The sequence below is a fragment of the Halomonas sp. SpR1 genome, from assembly GCF_031010175.1.
Classification (GTDB): domain Bacteria; phylum Pseudomonadota; class Gammaproteobacteria; order Pseudomonadales; family Halomonadaceae; genus Vreelandella.
In genome coordinates, this window is sequence record NZ_JAUAMB010000017.1 from 65,374 (window position 1) to 82,759 (window position 17,386).

Annotated in this window: 18 protein-coding genes; 14 read left to right on the forward strand and 4 right to left on the reverse strand. The window is 56.0% G+C overall.

The features are described from left to right. Positions 1-96 precede the first annotated feature (96 nt). Positions 97-1,092 carry an OmpA family protein gene (locus QT231_RS13385; protein WP_308337358.1) on the forward strand — a complete coding sequence of 332 codons (996 nt, stop codon included), beginning with the start codon at positions 97-99 and terminating at the stop codon, positions 1,090-1,092. Positions 1,093-1,311: 219 nt separating this feature from the next. Here QT231_RS13385 and QT231_RS13390 read toward each other — a convergent pair whose 3' ends face one another. Beyond that, on the reverse strand, positions 1,312-1,569 hold the full coding sequence (locus QT231_RS13390; RefSeq protein ID WP_308337359.1) for a hypothetical protein: 258 nt from the start codon (positions 1,567-1,569) through the stop codon (positions 1,312-1,314). 58 nt (positions 1,570-1,627) lie between these two features. Here QT231_RS13390 and QT231_RS13395 point away from each other — a divergent pair, with 58 nt between their 5' ends. Together QT231_RS13395 and QT231_RS13400 are read left to right on the forward strand one after the other, a co-directional pair. Continuing rightward, positions 1,628-2,581 (forward strand): HAD-IIB family hydrolase, encoded by a 954-nt coding sequence (locus QT231_RS13395; RefSeq protein ID WP_308337360.1) that lies wholly within the window; start codon positions 1,628-1,630, stop codon positions 2,579-2,581. A gap of 46 nt (positions 2,582-2,627) precedes the next feature. Then, a complete protein-coding gene (locus tag QT231_RS13400) occupies positions 2,628-3,848 on the forward strand; it encodes a glycosyl transferase (protein WP_308337361.1) in 1,221 nt (406 codons plus the stop codon). A 122-nt stretch (positions 3,849-3,970) separates the two neighbouring features. Here the strand turns inward: QT231_RS13400 and htc2 are convergent, their stop codons facing one another. Then, positions 3,971-5,584 carry a methyl-accepting chemotaxis protein Htc2 gene (gene htc2, locus QT231_RS13405; protein WP_308337362.1) on the reverse strand — a complete coding sequence of 538 codons (1,614 nt, stop codon included), beginning with the start codon at positions 5,582-5,584 and terminating at the stop codon, positions 3,971-3,973. Positions 5,585-5,781: 197 nt separating this feature from the next. On the opposite strand from htc2, the gene QT231_RS13410 reads away from it, so the two are divergent. From QT231_RS13410 to QT231_RS13420, 3 genes are read left to right on the forward strand one after another with little or no spacing between them, the layout of a single operon-like run. After that, positions 5,782-6,648, forward strand: coding sequence for an MBL fold metallo-hydrolase (locus tag QT231_RS13410; protein ID WP_308337363.1), 867 nt, complete (start codon positions 5,782-5,784; stop codon positions 6,646-6,648). A gap of 32 nt (positions 6,649-6,680) precedes the next feature. Continuing rightward, on the forward strand, positions 6,681-7,148 hold the full coding sequence (locus QT231_RS13415; protein ID WP_308337364.1) for a YeeE/YedE family protein: 468 nt from the start codon (positions 6,681-6,683) through the stop codon (positions 7,146-7,148). A gap of 23 nt (positions 7,149-7,171) precedes the next feature. Beyond that, positions 7,172-7,579: a DUF6691 family protein gene (locus QT231_RS13420; RefSeq protein ID WP_374694393.1), complete on the forward strand. Its 408-nt coding sequence runs from the start codon at positions 7,172-7,174 to the stop codon at positions 7,577-7,579. A 42-nt stretch (positions 7,580-7,621) separates the two neighbouring features. On the opposite strand, the gene dsbG is transcribed toward QT231_RS13420, so the two are convergent. Together dsbG and QT231_RS13430 are read right to left on the reverse strand one after the other, a co-directional pair. Beyond that, positions 7,622-8,404, reverse strand: coding sequence for a thiol:disulfide interchange protein DsbG (gene dsbG, locus QT231_RS13425; RefSeq protein WP_308337366.1), 783 nt, complete (start codon positions 8,402-8,404; stop codon positions 7,622-7,624). A 146-nt stretch (positions 8,405-8,550) separates the two neighbouring features. Beyond that, a complete protein-coding gene (locus QT231_RS13430; RefSeq protein ID WP_308337367.1) occupies positions 8,551-10,356 on the reverse strand; it encodes a sugar phosphorylase in 1,806 nt (601 codons plus the stop codon). A gap of 210 nt (positions 10,357-10,566) precedes the next feature. Between QT231_RS13430 and nrdR the strand changes: the two genes are divergently transcribed. The 8 genes from nrdR to QT231_RS13470 all read left to right on the forward strand — a co-directional run bounded on the left by nrdR (position 10,567) and on the right by QT231_RS13470 (position 17,332). Beyond that, entirely contained in the window at positions 10,567-11,046 is a 480-nt protein-coding gene (gene nrdR / locus QT231_RS13435) for a transcriptional regulator NrdR (protein ID WP_308337368.1), read from the forward strand. Next, positions 11,043-12,218, forward strand: coding sequence for a bifunctional diaminohydroxyphosphoribosylaminopyrimidine deaminase/5-amino-6-(5-phosphoribosylamino)uracil reductase RibD (gene ribD / locus QT231_RS13440; RefSeq protein WP_308337369.1), 1,176 nt, complete (start codon positions 11,043-11,045; stop codon positions 12,216-12,218). Before nrdR ends, ribD begins: the two co-directional genes overlap by 4 nt. An 88-nt stretch (positions 12,219-12,306) precedes the next feature. Then, complete coding sequence (gene ribBA, locus QT231_RS13445; RefSeq protein WP_308337370.1) at positions 12,307-13,473, forward strand: bifunctional 3,4-dihydroxy-2-butanone-4-phosphate synthase/GTP cyclohydrolase II; 1,167 nt, start codon at positions 12,307-12,309, stop codon at positions 13,471-13,473. A gap of 18 nt (positions 13,474-13,491) precedes the next feature. Beyond that, positions 13,492-13,980 carry a 6,7-dimethyl-8-ribityllumazine synthase gene (gene ribE / locus QT231_RS13450; protein WP_308337371.1) on the forward strand — a complete coding sequence of 163 codons (489 nt, stop codon included), beginning with the start codon at positions 13,492-13,494 and terminating at the stop codon, positions 13,978-13,980. After that, positions 13,977-14,471, forward strand: coding sequence for a transcription antitermination factor NusB (nusB, locus tag QT231_RS13455; RefSeq protein WP_308337372.1), 495 nt, complete (start codon positions 13,977-13,979; stop codon positions 14,469-14,471). The genes ribE and nusB overlap by 4 nt, the downstream gene beginning before the upstream one ends. A 36-nt stretch (positions 14,472-14,507) precedes the next feature. Further along, complete coding sequence (gene thiL / locus QT231_RS13460; protein ID WP_308337373.1) at positions 14,508-15,497, forward strand: thiamine-phosphate kinase; 990 nt, start codon at positions 14,508-14,510, stop codon at positions 15,495-15,497. Then, a complete protein-coding gene (locus tag QT231_RS13465; RefSeq protein WP_280111010.1) occupies positions 15,494-15,967 on the forward strand; it encodes a phosphatidylglycerophosphatase A in 474 nt (157 codons plus the stop codon). The genes thiL and QT231_RS13465 overlap by 4 nt, the downstream gene beginning before the upstream one ends. A gap of 108 nt (positions 15,968-16,075) precedes the next feature. After that, positions 16,076-17,332 (forward strand): DUF945 family protein, encoded by a 1,257-nt coding sequence (locus tag QT231_RS13470; protein ID WP_308337374.1) that lies wholly within the window; start codon positions 16,076-16,078, stop codon positions 17,330-17,332. Positions 17,333-17,386: the final 54 nt, after the last annotated feature.

Below are 17,386 nucleotides of genomic sequence, written 5' to 3' on the forward strand. Positions count from 1 at the left end.
AGCATCTGATTTGACAAGCCTAGCTTGATGTACCTAGTTCGTCATATTTAGCTAGATCGGCCACGAGGTTAAAAACTTTAATGAGCGATAATACCAATGCTTGAAGATCATCGCGGCGGCCCGCGCCACGATTCGCTAATGTCGGCCTATCATGAAGGTGATAGTGGTAGTGGTTGGATGATCAGCTATCTCGATATCATGACCTTGTTGGTGGCTCTTTTCGTGGTCATTATTGCCGCGGCAGGGCCAGTAATACCCCAGTGGAACCAGGCAGACAGTGAGAGTGATTATACATCGTCGGCCCTGGAAGTCCCGCTGCCTGAGTCTTTGGCCCAGCTAAATCACGAGCGTGCGGACATTGCCCGGTGGAGCGGGGCGGGATTGAGCCCTATGGCCATTAGTGCGGCGCTCGGCGTCGCAGGGCTGCCCAAGTTGACCGATCTTCCTCGGCGAGTCAGCGTCGGTGTCCCACCGCTTTTGGCAGCACCACTGCCGCCCGCTGAGCCGGTTATTTCTTTACCCAAACTGTTGATGCCCGCGGGCAGCGATGATTTTACATCACCCTTAGCTGACTACATGGTGGTGTTGACTGACCGCCCCCCGGTGAATGTAGAAGCAGTGAGTGATGAGTCAGTCTCGGGGGCACTTGCGCTAAATCAGGCGCTTTCGGAACGTGTAGAAGAGTCTACCTATCTGCCCGACCTTGAGGGGGTTGAGGTCTCACGGGTGGCCGAGGGGATTAGTCTCCGCGTGCAGGATCAACTGCTGTTTCCCTCGGCAACGGCTGAGCTAACCAATGACGGATCGTCACTAGTGGGCAGTTTGCTGGAAACTATTCAGCGCTACGATGGCGAAGTATGGGTCGAGGGGCACTCGGATAGCCAGACCATCAATACCGATGAGTTCTCGTCTAATTGGGCATTATCTAGCGCCCGCGCGATTGCCATTGTGGAAGCGCTGGAAGCCGCGGGGGTAGATGCCGAGCGGCTACGCGCCGTAGGTTTGGCGGCCACAAAGCCATTGGAAAGCAACGCCACTGCTGAAGGGCGTGCGCGTAATCGTCGAGTTGAAGTGGTGATTCATGTCGAATAGTGGGTGAAAATAGTGAGTGAAGACGCACTCTCATACCTTTCAACCAGTATTGAGCCGCTAAACGAGCAGCTACTCGGTGCTAGGCGTTTCAGTGGCGGGGCGGGGGCAAAAAAAACCCGCCGGGAAGGCGGGTATCAAAGGGCTTGGCTCACTGCAGCCCACCGGCATCAGGTGAGGGGTGTACAGGATGCACGGTGGGTACAATTTCAGTATAGCTATTTATTGAACGTTGCCAAGTGCTGTGACGCTTTTTGTAGAACTATTTTTATTTTTGCAAATTATATTTTGTCTTCTGATAGAAAATAGCGCCAGAAGCGCACTGATCTGTTTCATGCACTCTTTTGGTGCGCTTGCGTTGCCTCTTTTTGGTGCTTGGCTGTTTTCCACCTTATCTATTCCGTAAGTTGCTATGTAACACCCTGTTGAACCAATGCTTCTCTGTTTTGGCTTATTAATTGCTATGCTTTCCATAGCCATTAGGTGTCCCCAGACATGACGCCTTAACGATGCGTTAAGGCCGAAGAGAGGTAGTGCCATGCCTGAATCCACTCGTCTTTCCACATCAACGCTTTCGGCAGCGTCAGTTGATCCCGCTCTACAGCCGCGGCTGGTAGTGACCGATTTAGATGGCTCACTGCTTGATCATCACAGTTATGACTTTAGCCCTGCTGCTCCCTGGCTTGCCCGCTTAAAGCAGATGGGGGTGCCGGTAATTCCGGTAACCAGTAAAACCCGTGCCGAACTGATTCCACTGCGCGAAGCGCTGGGCCTCACGGCAACGCCGTTTATTGCGGAAAACGGTGCAGTTATTGGTCTGCCGCCAGGCTGGTGCCATGCACGCTTAGACCGCCCAGGAAGTGGTCGCGATGGCGTCGTTATCAAACATCCAGGTGTGGATATTGGTTTTATTCGTGCCCGACTGAAGGTGTGGCGTGAGCGTCTAAATATTCGCTTTACCCGCATGGGGGAGCTGAGTGTGCCAGAGGTGATGGAGCTTACCGGGCTTGACGCGGTTCGCGCCCGGGATGCACGGCAGCGTGAAGGCAGTGAGCCATTGCTGTGGCATGACAGCGAGGTGGCACTCGAGTCGTTTCGCGCCGCGCTGGAAGGGGATGGGCTGCAGCTTACTCAAGGGGGGCGCTTTTGGCATGTAATGGGGCGCTCCGCGGATAAGGGCAATGCCGTCGAGTGGCTGGTTAAACGTTTTACGGCATTAAGAGGACGAACGCCTATTTCGCTAGGATTAGGCGATGGACCGAACGATATCACCATGCTTGAAGCAGTCGATCAAGCGGTCGTCATCCGTGGTTGCCACGAACTAGCCGTAGAGCCCAGCAATGCTTCACTCTATCGCACGGAGGCAACAGGGCCGACCGGCTGGGCCGAGGGGGTGGCCTACTGGTGGGGGCGAGATGGCCGCCGTTTAGCGACGGCGGAGAGAGGTGCTGCTGTATTCTCGGAATCCACTTCTTTGAGTACAGCTCTTTGAAGCCAGTTCTTAGGATCTAGTTCTTTGAATCCAGGGAGGTAAGCGCATGAGTGACTTTCATCAAAATGGAATTATTACCGACTTTCACAACCTTACCCGGCGCTCGGTGGAGGCGCTTGAGCAGGAGCTGTGCCAGTTTGCTCGACGGCGCCCCATGGGGCTGATTCTGCCGTCGCTGTTTTCGGAGCTGGAAGGGCCTGCGTTGTCGGGGATCGTTGATGAGTTGGTTAAAGTCCCCTATCTCAATGAAATTGTCATTGGCTTGGATCGCGCCGATCGTGAGCAATTCTTATATGCCCGGGAATTTTTCTCACGCCTACCACAGCATACGCGCATCTTATGGAACGATGGCCCGCGGCTGCGCGCCCTGGATGCGGAGCTGGAGGAGCACGGCCTAGGCGCGCTGGAACCTGGCAAAGGGCGCAATGTGTGGTACTGCGCAGGCTATATGCTGTCGTCTGGGCGTTCGACGGTGGTAGGGCTTCACGACTGCGATATTTTGACCTATGAGCGGGGGCTGCTGGCGCGCTTGATGTATCCGGTGGCCCACCCTAATTTTAACTACAGCTTCTGCAAAGGTTATTACCCGCGCATTGCCGAGGGTAAGCTGAACGGGCGAGTCTCTCGACTGTTAGTGACGCCGCTACTGCGAGCGCTTAAAACTGTCTGCGGGCCGATGCCGTACCTGGATTACCTGGATAGCTTTCGTTATCCATTATCGGGCGAGTTTGCGATGCGTAGCGAAGTGCTTGAGGGAATTCGTATGCCGGCGGACTGGGGACTGGAGATTGGCGTGTTATCGGAGTTACAGCGCAACTACTCACTGCGACAGCTGTGTCAGGTAGATATTGCCGATGCCTACGACCACAAGCACCAACCGGTTAGCGAAGATGATCCCAACGGCGGTTTAAACCGCATGAGCCTGGATATTTCAAAAGCCCTCTACCGCAAATTAGCTACCCAGGGGGTTACTTTTAGCAGCGAAGATTTCCGCACGCTCAAAGCTACCTACTATCGCTTCGCGCTGGATTTGATTGAAGCCTATGACCACGATGCGACGATGAATGGCCTAAGCCTTGACCGTCACAGTGAAGAGCAAGCCGTAGAGCTGTTTGCCAGTAACCTGCTTGAAGCCGGCAATCTGTTTATAGATAACCCACGAGAGCGGCCTTTCATTCCTAGCTGGAATCGCGTGCAGGCTGCGGTGCCGGATCTGCTCACGCGTATGCACGAGGCAGTCGAGCTGGATAATCAAGGTAAGGTTTAACGGCCTTGGTTGTTAATTAATCATTTCTTCCAAAACCGTTTTATCCATTAAAAAGGCCAGCTGCCCTAGGGTAGCTGGCCTTGTCTTAGCCCTTGATGTTTAGCACTTAGCTTTTGCTAGTGCTAAAAATCGTTGTGCTGGTGAGTGGCACGTGAGGCAGGAGAGGAGGCGGGCAATGCCTGCGTATGCTCCATGCTCTGATTAATGCGGAAGTGGGCTACCAGTTGGCGAAGCTGGGCGCTGAGCTGTGCGAGGGTTTGGGTGGCGTGATTGCTCTCTTGCACCAGGCTGGCATTTTGCTGGGTCATTTGATCCATTTGCGTTACCGCCTGGTTGACCTGCTCAATGCCGCTGCTCTGCTCAATGGTGGCCGCTGAAATTTCCTGAACCAGGGTGCTGAGCTGTTTAATGTCATCGACCATGCCATTGATCACATCGCCGGTGTCACGCACTTGGCGGCTGCCTTCCACCACTTTGCTATCCGACGCTTCGATCAAGGTTTTGATCTCCTGGGCGGCAGCGGCCGAACGACTGGCCAGTTGGCGAACCTCATTGGCGACAACGGCAAAACCGCGCCCTTGATCACCGGCACGTGCGGCTTCCACCGAGGCGTTAAGGGCCAAAATATTGGTTTGGAAGGCAATGCCATCAATAGTGTTAACGATACTGCTCATCTGGGTGGCGCTTTCGTTAATCGTGGCCATGGTCGTGATCACTGTCGACATAGAGTCACTGCCACGCTGAGCGCTGTCCGCCGCTCGGGTGGCAAGCGTGCGTGCGTGATCGGCGTGCTCGGCATTTTGCTTAACCGTGGCGGTGAGCTGCTCCATGCTCGAAGCGGTTTCGGCCAATGAAGCAGCCTGCTCTTCGGTGCGTGTGGAAAGCTCTTCATTAACACCCACAATCTGCTCTACGCCACTATTGACCTGACTCGCGCCGAGGTGGATGTCGCCAATCGTTTCAGCGAGTGCCTCACGCATACGATTGATATTAAACAGTAAGCTTTGTTGATCCTTGGGTGAAAGCCGCGTGACTTGGGTCAGGTCGCCATCAGCGATATGCCGCACTACGTTGGCGGCGTAGCGTGGGTCACCGCCTAAACGACGAGAAACATCACGAATAACCCAGCCCATCAGCAGCGTTACCGGTAGGCCAATGATCAGCAGTATTCCTATTGAGCGAATCAAACCAGCAATAAAGGCGGCGTTAATATCGTCCACATAAACGCCTGTCGCCAGTGACCACTGCCACTCAGGGAGATGCGCGACATAACTGGTTTTTGGCAACTGCTCGTCGCCACCCGCACGGGTTGAGTAGTAGTTAACGTGACCACCGCCCGCCTGGGCAACACGCAGCAACTCGGGGTATAACGCCATACCGCTGGCGTCTTCGTAGTTGGTCATGTCAGTGCCGGGGTCACGACTAGGGTGCGAAACGATAAGTAAGTCGTTGTTAAAAGAGAAGATATACTCCCCCGCCCCAAAGCTAACGCTCGACATATTGTCGATAGCACGCTGTTGTGCTTCTTCCAGGCTGAGTTCGCCGGCGGCGACCCGTTCTTGCAATGCTTCAATTTGGTTTTGCACGCTTTCCACGACGTGCTGAATGCTGTCGCGGCGTTCGCTCTCAATCGTCTGGCGATTCTCCCAGGCAAGCCAGCCAACCAAGAGCAGCATGGCGATCCAGATAATGCCCAGCGTTCCCCAGAGTTTTTGTGTGGTTGTTAAGTGAGTCATATTGTTCCTAGTTTTTGTAATTGAGTAACTCTTAAGCTATCGGCCTAAACAGGGCAGACCTTAGCAAAAATAGTCTCGGACTCTCTTTTGGGTTAATAGTGTTTTTATATTCTTAAATAATCTAAATATAGAACATAAAGTGCACTATGCTGTCTCTACAGGATGAGCATGAGATTTCCACTCTATGGGAGGCAGTTATGCAACGCCCAACCGTGACGCACTTTTTCGACGAACCCACCAACACCTTTAGCTACGTCGTTCAAGACCCCGACAGCAATGCCTGCGCCATTATCGATTCAGTACTCGATTTTGACTACGCTGCTGGGCGAACCGATGTACTCTCCGCTGACAACATCATCGCCTATATACGTGAACACCACCTGGAAGTTGCCTGGATTTTGGAAACCCATGTGCATGCCGACCACCTCTCGGCAGCGCCATACCTGCATGAGCAGTTAGGCGGCAAAACCGGCATTGGTGCCAATATCGTGGCGGTGCAGGAGATATTCGGTAAGGCGTTTAACGCGGGGACGGAGTTTGCCCGGGATGGCAGTCAGTTTGATGCGCTGTTTAAAGAGGGGGATACGTTCTCGATTGGTCAGTTGCAGGGCTGTGTACTGCATACCCCAGGGCATACGCCCGCCTGTTTAACCTACGTCGTCGGGGATGCTGCCTTTGTCGGCGATACGCTATTTATGCCGGATTATGGCACCGCGCGTTGCGACTTCCCGGGCGGCGATGCGCGCACCCTTTATCGCTCTATCCAAAAAGTGCTGGCGCTTCCCGAGCAGACGCGACTGTTCCTTTGCCACGACTACAAAGCCCCCGGCCGTGAGACCTTCCAGCATGAAACCAGCGTGGCTGAGCAGCTAAACGGTAATGTTCACGTGCATAAAGGTATTAGCGAAGACGAGTTTGTAAAAATGCGCACTGAGCGCGATGCCACCTTGGGCATGCCACGGCTCATCATTCCGTCGGTTCAGGTCAATATGCGCGCGGGGGCGATGCCGCCAGCGGAAGATAACGGTCAGGTTTATCTTAAAGTGCCGCTCAATTTTTTCTAACCATCACGACATGTTAAGACAGGAGAAGGGGGATGGATTGGATGGCAAGCCTGTATGGGCTGGTTGGAGGGGTATTGATCGGTCTTTCCGCTACCTGGCTGATGGCAGCGCTGGGGCGTATCGCGGGTATCAGTGGCATCGTGGGAAACTTGATTACCCAGCGACCCAAAGGCGATAGCGCTTGGCGAGTGGCTTTTTTGTTAGGGCTAATCAGCGGGCCGTTGGTGCTCATGGCGTTAGGGGGTGGTTTAGGCAATGTTGCCGGTAGCCCTGGTGAGGTAATTGGTGCACCAGCAGGCGGAGTAGGGCTAATGCTGGTGGCCGGTTTGTTGGTGGGGGTAGGCACAGGGCTGGGTAGTGGCTGTACCAGCGGCCATGGCGTATGTGGGCTGGCGCGCTTGGCACCGCGCTCTATGGCAGCCACCGGGATGTTTTTACTGACGGCGCTAGTGACCGTTTATATCTCGCGTCATTTGCTAGGCCTAGGCGGTGGAGCATGAATCAGTCCAGCAATCATGGTTGGATGAAAACAGCGGCTGGCTATGCGGCGGGGCTGCTTTTCGGCCTTGGTTTGGCCATTTCAGGCATGACTGACCCCGCGCGCGTGCTGGGGTTTTTAGACCTTGCGGGTGCCTGGGATCCAACGCTGATGTTTGTGTTGGGAGGGGCCGTCATTACCACCTTTATCGGCTATCGGCTGGTATTTAAGCGCTCGGCACCCCTGTTGGGTGGCGTCTTTCAGTTGCCAACCAAACGGGCGTTAGACGCGAAGTTGTTAGGCGGCGCTGCACTATTCGGCATCGGCTGGGGACTTTCTGGCTACTGCCCAGGGCCTGCAATTGCCTCTATTGGTGGTCTTTCGTTACCGCTATTGGCCATGCTGGTGACAATGGTGCTGGGGTGGTTCGCCGCTAGGCGGCTTTCAGCTTGAGTAGTCTTGGCGGTGGCCGCTTTAGCCACCGCCCATAGTTCTCTACGGCGCTTCACTGCCCATCATCTCAATCAGCCGCTCATCGCTGGGCATACCCTGAATGCGGTCGAGGCGCACATTTCCGTTCTCTGTTTCACGCTGAAAAACCGAGGTGGGCGTGGCATACAGTCCTAACTCCTCAAATAGCTGGTTATTGGTGTAGACCTGCTCTTCAATCTCTCGTGGCTGGGCGCTGGCCGCGACCTCTTCCTGGCCACTTTCATGGGCACGCAGCGTAGCCGCTGGATCGTCAGCGCCGAGAATGGCAGCTGCTTTGCCAGGACTGTCGGCGGCTAAAATACCAACCATGATGTGACGCAGTTGCACTTCACCCGCTTCTACCCAAGGGCGTGCCTCATGCCAAAACTGGCGGCAGTAGGGGCAGTTGGCATCTGTGAAGGTGTAAATCACCCGCGGGGCCTCCACATCGCCATCTTGAATCCAGTGGCTTTCGCTTAATAGCTGCCAGGTTTGTGCCTCTAGCGGTGCGCGCACATGCTTATCCAACTTTGCTTCGGTAAGGTCATTACCCTCGCTATCCATCAGCGTACCGACCAACGCATGCTCGCCATCAGGTGTCAGATAAATCGCCATGTCCTGACCCTGCACGCTGGCGCCGTAGCCGCGCAACCCGCCGGGGGCATCGAATTGGCCATGAATCTCCAAGCCCTGATCGGCCAGCGCTTGAATAGGGGCGGGAAGCTCATCTGCATGGCTGGCAGAGGTGACCGCCCAGCTTGCCAGTAGAAGAAAACCGCTTATGACAGAGTGATGTTTCAAGTGCATCGCAGCGCCTTGTTTGAAGAGGAGTGAAAGGCTAAAGGTTGGGTAACCGCCATCTTAACACTGGTGTAATGCTGTGCTGCATTATCCCACCACGACCTTATTCAGGGATTATGGGCGTCACTCGTGGGCGGTATGTCGCCACTTATCTAATGATCAGCCACCAACCAGCGAACTGCGTAAGGCGGCAGCGCACCTTCGTAAATCCAAGGGTTGCTGGGATCCAGCGCTTGCCAGGCGTGTTTTTCCAGTGCCTGGGTAACCGCTTCTCCCAAGTTTTCTAAGGGAAGTGGCAGATCGGTGACGTTATACAGCGCTAGTAAGCGTCGGCCATCATGTAGGGGGCCGCGCTCTACTGCCAGCAGTTCGGGTTCAGAAACCAGCACTCGTTGGGCGGCATTGGGGTGGAAGCAGGGCTCTTGACGGCGCTGGTCTAATAGCCGATTTAAGGCGTGGAAAACATCGTGGGTGGGCGTTGACGGGCTATCTAACAACAGGTCTAGCTCGCTACGCTGCCAGCGCCTGCGGTTGATCGAACGTAGCCGCCCACTGCGCTCAACGCCTTCCACGTCATTGAGTGTGCCAGTTAGGGTGTGAATATACAGCGCGGGGATACCTTGCAAACTCAGCATAATCGCTTGGCTGCAGAGAAAGCGTGCAACCTGCCACGGGTCAGGGCCACGGCGGGTGCCGCGCATGGCCTCAAACCAGGTAATATTGATCTCGTAAGGCGTGTCGCTGCCATCCGGGTTGCTGCGCATGCTGACAAAACCGCCGAATTTGTGCATCAGCTCCAGTAGCGCATCCCGCTCGTGGTCAGGCAGTAAGCCCTCCAGAGGGCGTACGCCAATGCCGTCGTGACTGGCAGTAAAATTGAGGTAGGTGCATTGATTCGGCAGAACGGGAAGGCTGGAAAGCCAGGTTTGTAAGGTGCTCGCTTCACCTCGGGTGAGGGTGTGCAGTAGCAGAGGGGGCAGGGCAAACTGATACACCATATGGGCTTCGTCGGGCGCCCCTTCGGGTAGCCGATTTAAACCAAAATAACTGATATTTTCCTGGTGGGGCACATTGGTTTCGGTAATCAACAGTGTGCCTGGAGCTACGTGATCCACAATGGCACGCAGTAGCCGCACCACCGTATGGGTTTCTGGCAAGTGAATACAGGAGGTGCCCAGTTTCTTCCATAGAAAGGCCACCGCATCCAAACGCACAATCCGCGTGCCTTGCTCCAGGTAGAACAGCAGAATGCCCACGAACTCCAGCAGCACATCCGGGTTTTCAAAGTTAAGGTCAAGCTGGTCTTCGGAGAAGGTCGCCCACAGATAGCGGGTGCCGCGCCGAGTGGAAATGGGTACCAGTAGCGGGCTGCTGCGCGGGCGCACCACCTGGGAAACGTCGGTATCCGGGTCGACCTCGATAAAGTAGTCGCGCCCCGGCAGACTGCCGCTCAGATAGTCGACAAACCACAGGGACTCCCTAGAGACGTGGTTGAGTACCAGGTCGGCCATCAGGTCGTAGTGACTGGCGAGTTCGCGGATATGCGACCAGTCGCCGAGATCGGGGTTGACTTCCCGGTAGTGAATCACCGAAAAGCCGTCGTCGCTGCTCCACGGAAAGAAGGGCAGAACGTGCACGCCGCTGATGCGATCGCCCAGCCGGGCTTGAAGAAAATCGCTAAGCACGGCCAGCGGTGGCTTATCCTCTTCGATAATCGAATCACCATAGCTGATCACCCACTGATCCTTTTCGCTCCAGGAAGGTGCGTTATTAGCGTTGGCTGCTACGGGGTTGGCTGCTACGGGCTTGGATGAAAAGGGGGCAAGCGACTGGAAATGCTCTAGACGCTGGTTTAAGCGGCGCTGCACTTCGTCTGCCCGGGGCCCGTAAAGGTGGCTGAGGTAGTCATGAACGGTATTTGAAAATGTGTCGTGAACGGTCTGCTCAAAGGGGGGCATGGGTGACTCCTGATAAACAATCTGCCACAAACGCTGCAGCTTGTGTGCCAAATCGTTACAATACGTGTTTGATATCGCGCTTAAACACTAAGATACATTAGCTTATGGCAGTTGCTACTGCGAAAAGCCATTAATAGCACACACATTGACAGGTTATAACACGCAAACTCGTGGGGCACGCCGACACGAGCTGACAACAGGTTGACCGCCATGCATTGCCCTTTTTGTGGTGCAAACGATACTCGAGTGACCGATTCGCGGCTGGTAGCCGACGGCGACCAGGTACGCCGTCGCCGCCAGTGTGCGAGCTGCCAAGAGCGCTTTACCACCTACGAGACCGCTGAGCTGGTAATGCCGCGGGTGGTGAAGTCCGATGGCTCCCGAGAGAGTTTTAATGAAGCCAAACTGCGGGCAGGCATGCTGCGCGCACTGGAAAAACGCCCGGTCAGTGCTGAAGCCACTGAAGCGGCGGTGGAGCGTATCCGTCAAACCCTGCGTGCTCGGGGCGATCGAGAGATCAACGCCCGGGATATCGGTGAGTCGGTCATGCAAGCGCTTAAAACCCTCGATCATGTGGCCTATATTCGCTTTGCCTCGGTGTATCGCAAATTCCAGGATCTGGATGAATTCCGCGCTGAGATTGATCGGCTTTCCCAAGAGCCCTCAAACAAGAGCGGGCCGTCAAAGTGAGCAGCGCTTTTAGCCAAGCCGACCACCGCTATATGGCGCGGGCGCTGCAACTGGCGCAAAAAGGCTTGTATACCACGGATCCCAACCCACGGGTCGGCTGCGTGATCGTGCGCGATGAGCAGATTGTCGGTGAAGGCTTTCACCTGCGTGCCGGTGAACCCCATGCCGAAATCCATGCTTTAAATGCGGCCGGTGAACGGGCCCAGGGGGCGACTGCCTACGTGACTCTGGAGCCCTGCTCCCACACCGGGCGCACCGGGCCCTGCGCGGTAGCATTGAAGGACGCTAGGGTGTCACGGGTAGTGATCGCGATGGAGGATCCCAACCCCCAGGTCAGTGGTCGCGGTATTCGAATGCTTGAAGAGGGAGGTATTGAGGTTGCCGTAGGATTGCTTGAGAGTGAAGCACGCGGGTTGAACCCCGGCTTTATAGCTCGCATGACCCAACAGCGGCCCTTTGTGCGCCTGAAAATGGCGATGAGCTTAGACGGCCGTACCGCCATGGGATCAGGGGAGTCCCAGTGGATTACCGGGCCCGAAGCGCGTACCCAGGTGCAGCGGCTGCGGGCGCGCTCCAGCGCCATATTGAGCGGCGTGGAGTCGCTTATTATGGACGACTCACGGCTGACGCTACGGGCAGAGCAGCTCAAACTCGATAACGCTGACGACGTGATTCGCCGCCAACCTTTGCGAGTGATTTTGGATACCCACTTGCGCTTACCCCTGGCGGCGGCCTGTTTGAGCGAGCCCGGGCGGACGCTAGTGGTCACTACGCCAGGCCACTCAGAAGAGAAGCGCGAAAGACTAATCCAAGCGGGTGCGGAAGTGCAGGTAGTGCCCGCTGGCAGCGATGGGCGTATCGACCTAGTGGCAATGCTGCAGTGGTTGGCGGAAAATGAGCAGGTTAACGAATTGCTGGTGGAAACCGGGGCAACGCTGGCAGGCGCTATGCTTGATGCAGCGCTGGTCGATGAACTGCAGCTGTTCGTTGCCCCCACGCTGTTAGGTGGGGAAGCACGGCCACTGTTTGCGCTGCCAGGGCTCTCACGTATGGCCGATCAGCGTCGGTTAACCATTCACGATATGCGTGCGGTGGGGCGTGATTGGCGCATTATCGCTTCCCCTCAGGCGACTAGTGCATCTGGCAGATTTAGCGATAGCAAGGTACCCTGACGCGCTAAATCGTGACTAACCTCGCGCGACACTTTTCCGCGATAATCTTTCGTGACAACCGTTCGTGACAACATTAATTGGAGATTCCATGGCGCACCCCACCTCTAGAGGCTTAGCCCCTATTGCCGAGCTGGTGGACGATATCCGCCAGGGCAAAATGGTGATTCTCATGGACGATGAGGATCGCGAAAATGAAGGTGATATTATTATGGCCGCCGAAAAAGTGCAGGCCGAGCATATCAACTTTATGGCCCGTTTCGCCCGTGGTTTGATCTGTATGCCGATGACCCGGGCCCGCTGCGAGCAGCTTAATCTGCCGTTGATGGTGCGCGATAACGGTTCCGGTTTTGGCACTAAATTTACCCTTTCCATTGAGGCAACTGAAGGCGTCACGACCGGTATCTCCGCAGCGGATCGCGCGCGCACAGTGCAGGCGGCGGCAGCACCCCATGCCAAGCCATCCGATATCGTGCAGCCAGGGCATATCTTTCCGCTGATGGCAGAGCCGGGCGGCGTGCTGCGCCGTGCCGGGCATACTGAAGCAGCGTGTGATTTGGCGGCACTGGCAGGCTGTGACCCCAGCGGTGTGATCTGCGAGATCATGAACGATGATGGCAGCATGGCGCGACGCCCGGAGCTTGAGGCGTTTGCCCAAGAGCACGGCATTAAAATTGGCACCATCGCAGACCTGATCCACTACCGCATCGTCAACGAGCAGACCATCGATCATCTGGAAACGTCGACGGTGATGACCTCCCATGGCGAGCTCACCCTGCACGTTTTCCGTGATCGCATTCAAGGCGCCCATCATTTGGCGTTGGTGAACGGTCAGCCAACACCCGAACAGCCCACCACTGTGCGCGTGCATCTTACCGATACGCTGCGCGACGTGATGGGCTTAATGAAAGACGAGCAGTGCCGCTGGGATGCTCACCGGGCGTTGGAAGAGATTGCCGGTGCCGCGCCAGGCGTGTTTGTGCTGATCGATGACGGTCGTCCGCATCAGGATTTAAAAGATCAGTTGGATATCTTTTTGGATCGCGTGCGTCAGCCGCGTACCAGTGATTCCGACGGTGCCGGTAACTATTTAACCATCGGCACCGGTTCACAGATTCTGCGCTATTTAGGCGTAGGTAAAATGCGCTTACTGAGTTCACCGTGGAAGTTCTCCGCGCTGTCCGGCTTTGACCTTGAAGTCGTCGAGCGCCTGGGGCCTAACGACACGGCGTATGAGCCAACTTTTCAGCAAGACTAATTTAGCAGGAATAAATTAATGCACTCCCTCACTCAAGTTGAAGGTACCTTTGTTGACGTCGATGGCCACTATGTCATCGTGGTCGGCCGTTTTAACCATCACGTGGTGGATAGTCTGGTGGAAGGCGCCGTCGACAGCTTGACCCGCCACGGCGTAGACGCCGAGCATATTCATATTGTTCACGTGCCGGGCGCCTGGGAACTGCCACTGGCGGTTAAGCGCGTGCTGAAGGTGATGAAACCCGATGCAGTGATTGCCCTGGGCGCGGTGATACGCGGTGGAACGCCTCACTTTGAGTACGTGGCGGGCGGCTGCAATACGGCGATCAATCACTTGCAGCTTGAGTTTGATACCCCGGTGGCTAACGGCGTGTTAACCGTTGAAAGCATCGAACAAGCGATTGAGCGTGCGGGCACCAAAGCCGGTAACAAAGGCACTGAAGCTGCCATGGCGGCCATGGAAATGGTCTCTTTGCTGCGCGCGCTGCCGTTAGGAGATAGCCAATGAGCGAGCGTAAACCCTCTGCCGCTCAGCAGGGCCGCCACGCCGCACGTGAATTAACCGTGCAGGGGCTCTATCAGTGGCAGATGACGGGTAAATCCATCACCACCATTGAGGCCGAGTTTCGTAGCCAGACTGCGGATGATGATCTGGAAGATCATGAAAACTGGGTCAAGGTGATGGAGATTGCCGACAAGGCGCTATTTCACGAGCTGCTGCATAATACCGTGCGTTTCAAAGCGGAACTGGATCGTGAAATCTCCCCTCTGCTAGATCGCCGCCTGGAAGATCTTGATGCGGTCGAGCTGGCCATTTTGCGGTTAGGCGCTTACGAGCTTTCCCGGCGTATGGAAGTACCCTATCGTGTAGTGATTAACGAAGGCGTTGAGCTGGCTAAGTCATTTGGCGCCACCGACGGCCATAAATACGTGAACGGCATTCTCGACAAGTTAGCGATTCGCTTGCGCAGTGCCGAGGTCAGCGCTCGTCGTCTCTGAACGCGAGCGGTATGACGATGCGTTTAAGGGGCCTTTGTGCTTGCTGAATTTGATTTGATCCGACGCTACTTTATGTCGTCGCAGGAGGCGTCGTCCGCGTCAAATGGCGTCACACTAGGATGTGGAGACGACGCCACACTGCTGCTACCGCAAGCCAGCCAACAGTTGGTCGTGAGCGTGGATACCTCGGTAGTGGATGTTCACTTTCCCCGCGAAGCCCCGCCATTTGCGGTGGGGCATCGTGCGTTGGCCGTCGCGCTGAGCGATTTGGCTGCCATGGGGGCGACGTCGCGCTGGTGCTTGATGGCGTTAACCCTCGATCAGCGCCAATTTGCTGATGACGAAGCTACCCATGCTTGGCTGGCTGACTACGCCCGTGGCTTTCATGCCCTTGGCCAGCAGCACGCTACAACGCTGGTGGGAGGCGATGTCACTTCTGGTGCGCTCTCCATAGGCGTTACCGTGATGGGAGAGGCGCCGGTGGGCGGAGCCCTAACCCGTGGCGGTGCCCAGGCAGGCGATGTTATCGCGGTAACCGGCGCACTCGGTGGCGGGGCCGGCGGGCTGGCGCTTTGGCAGCAGGGCGAGCGTGATCTGGCGCATCCGCTGCTAACTCGCTATCTCTTGCCGCAACCTCGCTTAGCGGCGGGCTTGGCACTGCGTGGTCTGGCCACCGCGGCACTGGATATTTCCGACGGGCTGCTGGCTGACCTGGCGCATCTTCGCGAGGCTTCGCAAGTGGGTGCCGTCATCGCGTTAGACGCGCTGCCACTAGCTGATGAACTGGAAAGCACGCTAGGCGGGGAGGCTGCTTTACAGGCGGCGCTTTCCGGCGGCGATGATTATGAGCTGCTCGTGACGTTAAGTGCTGACGACGTAGCCAAAGCGCAGCAGCGCCTTGCGCCATTAGGCTTGACGCTGACCGTCATTGGCCACTGTTGTGAAGCGCTCGGTGTGAGAGCCTCTGACCACAGGAACCTCAGTGGCTACGTCGGCTGGCAGCATTTTAGTGGGGAAGCGCCATGAATCGTGCACCAAAAAGTGTCTGGCGTCGCCCAACGCATTTTTTTGCCTTTGGTTTAGGCAGCGGTACGGTGCCTTGGGCACCGGGCACCTTTGGCACGCTAGCGGCAATTCCGTTTTACTGGATGATGGCGGAATTGCCCCTGGGGTGGTATCTGAGCATCTGTTTTGTCACTTTCGTGGTGGGTGTTTGGTTATGCGACAAAACGTCTCACGACTTAGGTGTCCATGACCACTCCGGCATCGTCTGGGATGAGTTTGTCGGTTATTGGCTGACCATGGCAGCGGTACCTTTTTCGTGGGAGGCTGCGTTGTGGGGCTTTATTGTATTCCGCATCTTCGATGTCTTTAAACCCTGGCCGATACGCTGGGCAGATCGCCGTGTAGCGGGCGGTTTTGGCATTATGATCGATGATGTGATGGCAGGGGTCTACGCCTGGAGTACTATGCACCTGTGGTTCTGGCTGCACTAAGCTGTTTAAGTGGTAAGTGGTAAGTGGTAAGTGGTAAATAGAGAGCAGGAGCGGTTGATAACTTTTTCGAGTGCATTGGCTGCAAGGCGTTAGCTTCAAGGAGGTAGCATGCGCAAGGAACGTCTGATTGTCCCCACGCTGGCGATCATCGCCGTAGTGTGGGTGGCAGCGCAGCTGCTCTCAAGCGTGCTTTTTGAGCGCAGCCTGCGCCAAGCGCTTGAAGACCTGGAAGCGCGGGGAGAGTGGCGCGTCAACCGTACTGAGAGCCACCAAGGCTGGCTAAGCTCCCAAGGTAGGCTGATACTTTCACCGTTGCTGGGTCGCCCCTGGCGCCTTGAACTCACCTATAACGCACGTCACGGTATTTTAAGTACCGATGTTGAAGGTACTGTGTTACCACGCCTGGATACCGTGTTACAGCAAGCGGTGGGGGAAGTCACCGCCCCCTCTGTGCCGCGCTGGCAAGGGCGTTATCACACCCTGAGTGGCCATAGTGAACTGCGCCTTGCTCTTGCCCCCTTCGTTATTCAACAGAATGGTCGCGAGTTAGCCGTCCGCGGTGGTCGGCTGCGCCTGGAAGGTGTCTTTGGTGATTGGCGACTACGTGCGCTGTTTGATCAACTTACCCTGATCGATGGCATGGCCCAGCTCGCACTAGGGCCTACAGAGCTGGAAAGCCGCTATACCTATACCGACGGTGCCTACCACTTTGCTCAACGCGATCACCTGCATATTGAAACGCTAACGCTCAGCTACCCCTCCTACGATATCCAACTGTCGCCGCTCGATCTAAATAGCCATATGGTGCTGGATGAGAGCGAGCTACGTATCAAAGGCGATATCGAGATAGGGAATGTGATGGTGCCTTCTGAGGCGCCAGAAATGCCGCTGCTCAATGGCCGCATAGAGATGGAGCTTTCCCGGCTGAATGCCGATGCGGTTCGCCATGTGATTCGTCGTTTGCGCCAGGAAGCCGCCTGGGGAGACGCTAGTCTACCCATGGCCGAAGGGTTGCTGGCACGCCTTGAGCCGGATCTGCGCAAAGTGCTTAGCGACTCTCCGCGTTTAGATGTTATGACCGTTGCCATTGATAGCCCGCTGCTAGGTATTCGCCTGGATGCGGATGGCGCGCTGTTTTTTGATGCCCGGCAGTTGGATGAGCTTAGCGTGATTCATCTCGACAAAGAGAAAGAGCAGGCGAAGTGGTTGGAGCGCATTGATGGCGACTTCACCTGGCACGATGCGCCCACCGTCGCTGCCCTATGGCTAGGACTGCCGCTCGGCACCCGGGAGCTGCAGTTTGATGTGGTACGCGGGGTGTGGCGAGTCAATGGGCGCCCAATGCCTGAGCTATGGCCACAATAGTGTTCAGAGAAAAGCTTACCTATGTTTGCAGGGATTAACTATGTTCGCAGTGAT

Excerpts from the sequence above, each read along its gene's own strand:
- QT231_RS13430 (WP_308337367.1), bottom strand. The coding sequence starts at position 10,356 with ATGCCCCCCTTTGAGCAGACCGTTCACGACACATTTTCAAATACCGTT.
- dsbG (WP_308337366.1), bottom strand. The coding sequence starts at position 8,404 with ATGCACTTGAAACATCACTCTGTCATAAGCGGTTTTCTTCTACTGGCA.
- ribE (WP_308337371.1), top strand. The coding sequence starts at position 13,492 with ATGCACTCCCTCACTCAAGTTGAAGGTACCTTTGTTGACGTCGATGGC.
- ribBA (WP_308337370.1), top strand. The coding sequence starts at position 12,307 with ATGGCGCACCCCACCTCTAGAGGCTTAGCCCCTATTGCCGAGCTGGTG.
- nrdR (WP_308337368.1), top strand. The coding sequence starts at position 10,567 with ATGCATTGCCCTTTTTGTGGTGCAAACGATACTCGAGTGACCGATTCG.
- QT231_RS13465 (WP_280111010.1), top strand. The coding sequence starts at position 15,494 with ATGAATCGTGCACCAAAAAGTGTCTGGCGTCGCCCAACGCATTTTTTT.
- htc2 (WP_308337362.1), bottom strand. The coding sequence starts at position 5,584 with ATGACTCACTTAACAACCACACAAAAACTCTGGGGAACGCTGGGCATT.
- QT231_RS13420 (WP_374694393.1), top strand. The coding sequence starts at position 7,172 with ATGAAAACAGCGGCTGGCTATGCGGCGGGGCTGCTTTTCGGCCTTGGT.
- QT231_RS13390 (WP_308337359.1), bottom strand. The coding sequence starts at position 1,569 with ATGGCTATGGAAAGCATAGCAATTAATAAGCCAAAACAGAGAAGCATT.
- QT231_RS13410 (WP_308337363.1), top strand. The coding sequence starts at position 5,782 with ATGCAACGCCCAACCGTGACGCACTTTTTCGACGAACCCACCAACACC.
- QT231_RS13470 (WP_308337374.1), top strand. The coding sequence starts at position 16,076 with ATGCGCAAGGAACGTCTGATTGTCCCCACGCTGGCGATCATCGCCGTA.
- QT231_RS13385 (WP_308337358.1), top strand. The coding sequence starts at position 97 with ATGCTTGAAGATCATCGCGGCGGCCCGCGCCACGATTCGCTAATGTCG.
- QT231_RS13415 (WP_308337364.1), top strand. The coding sequence starts at position 6,681 with ATGGATTGGATGGCAAGCCTGTATGGGCTGGTTGGAGGGGTATTGATC.
- QT231_RS13400 (WP_308337361.1), top strand. The coding sequence starts at position 2,628 with ATGAGTGACTTTCATCAAAATGGAATTATTACCGACTTTCACAACCTT.
- nusB (WP_308337372.1), top strand. The coding sequence starts at position 13,977 with ATGAGCGAGCGTAAACCCTCTGCCGCTCAGCAGGGCCGCCACGCCGCA.
- QT231_RS13395 (WP_308337360.1), top strand. The coding sequence starts at position 1,628 with ATGCCTGAATCCACTCGTCTTTCCACATCAACGCTTTCGGCAGCGTCA.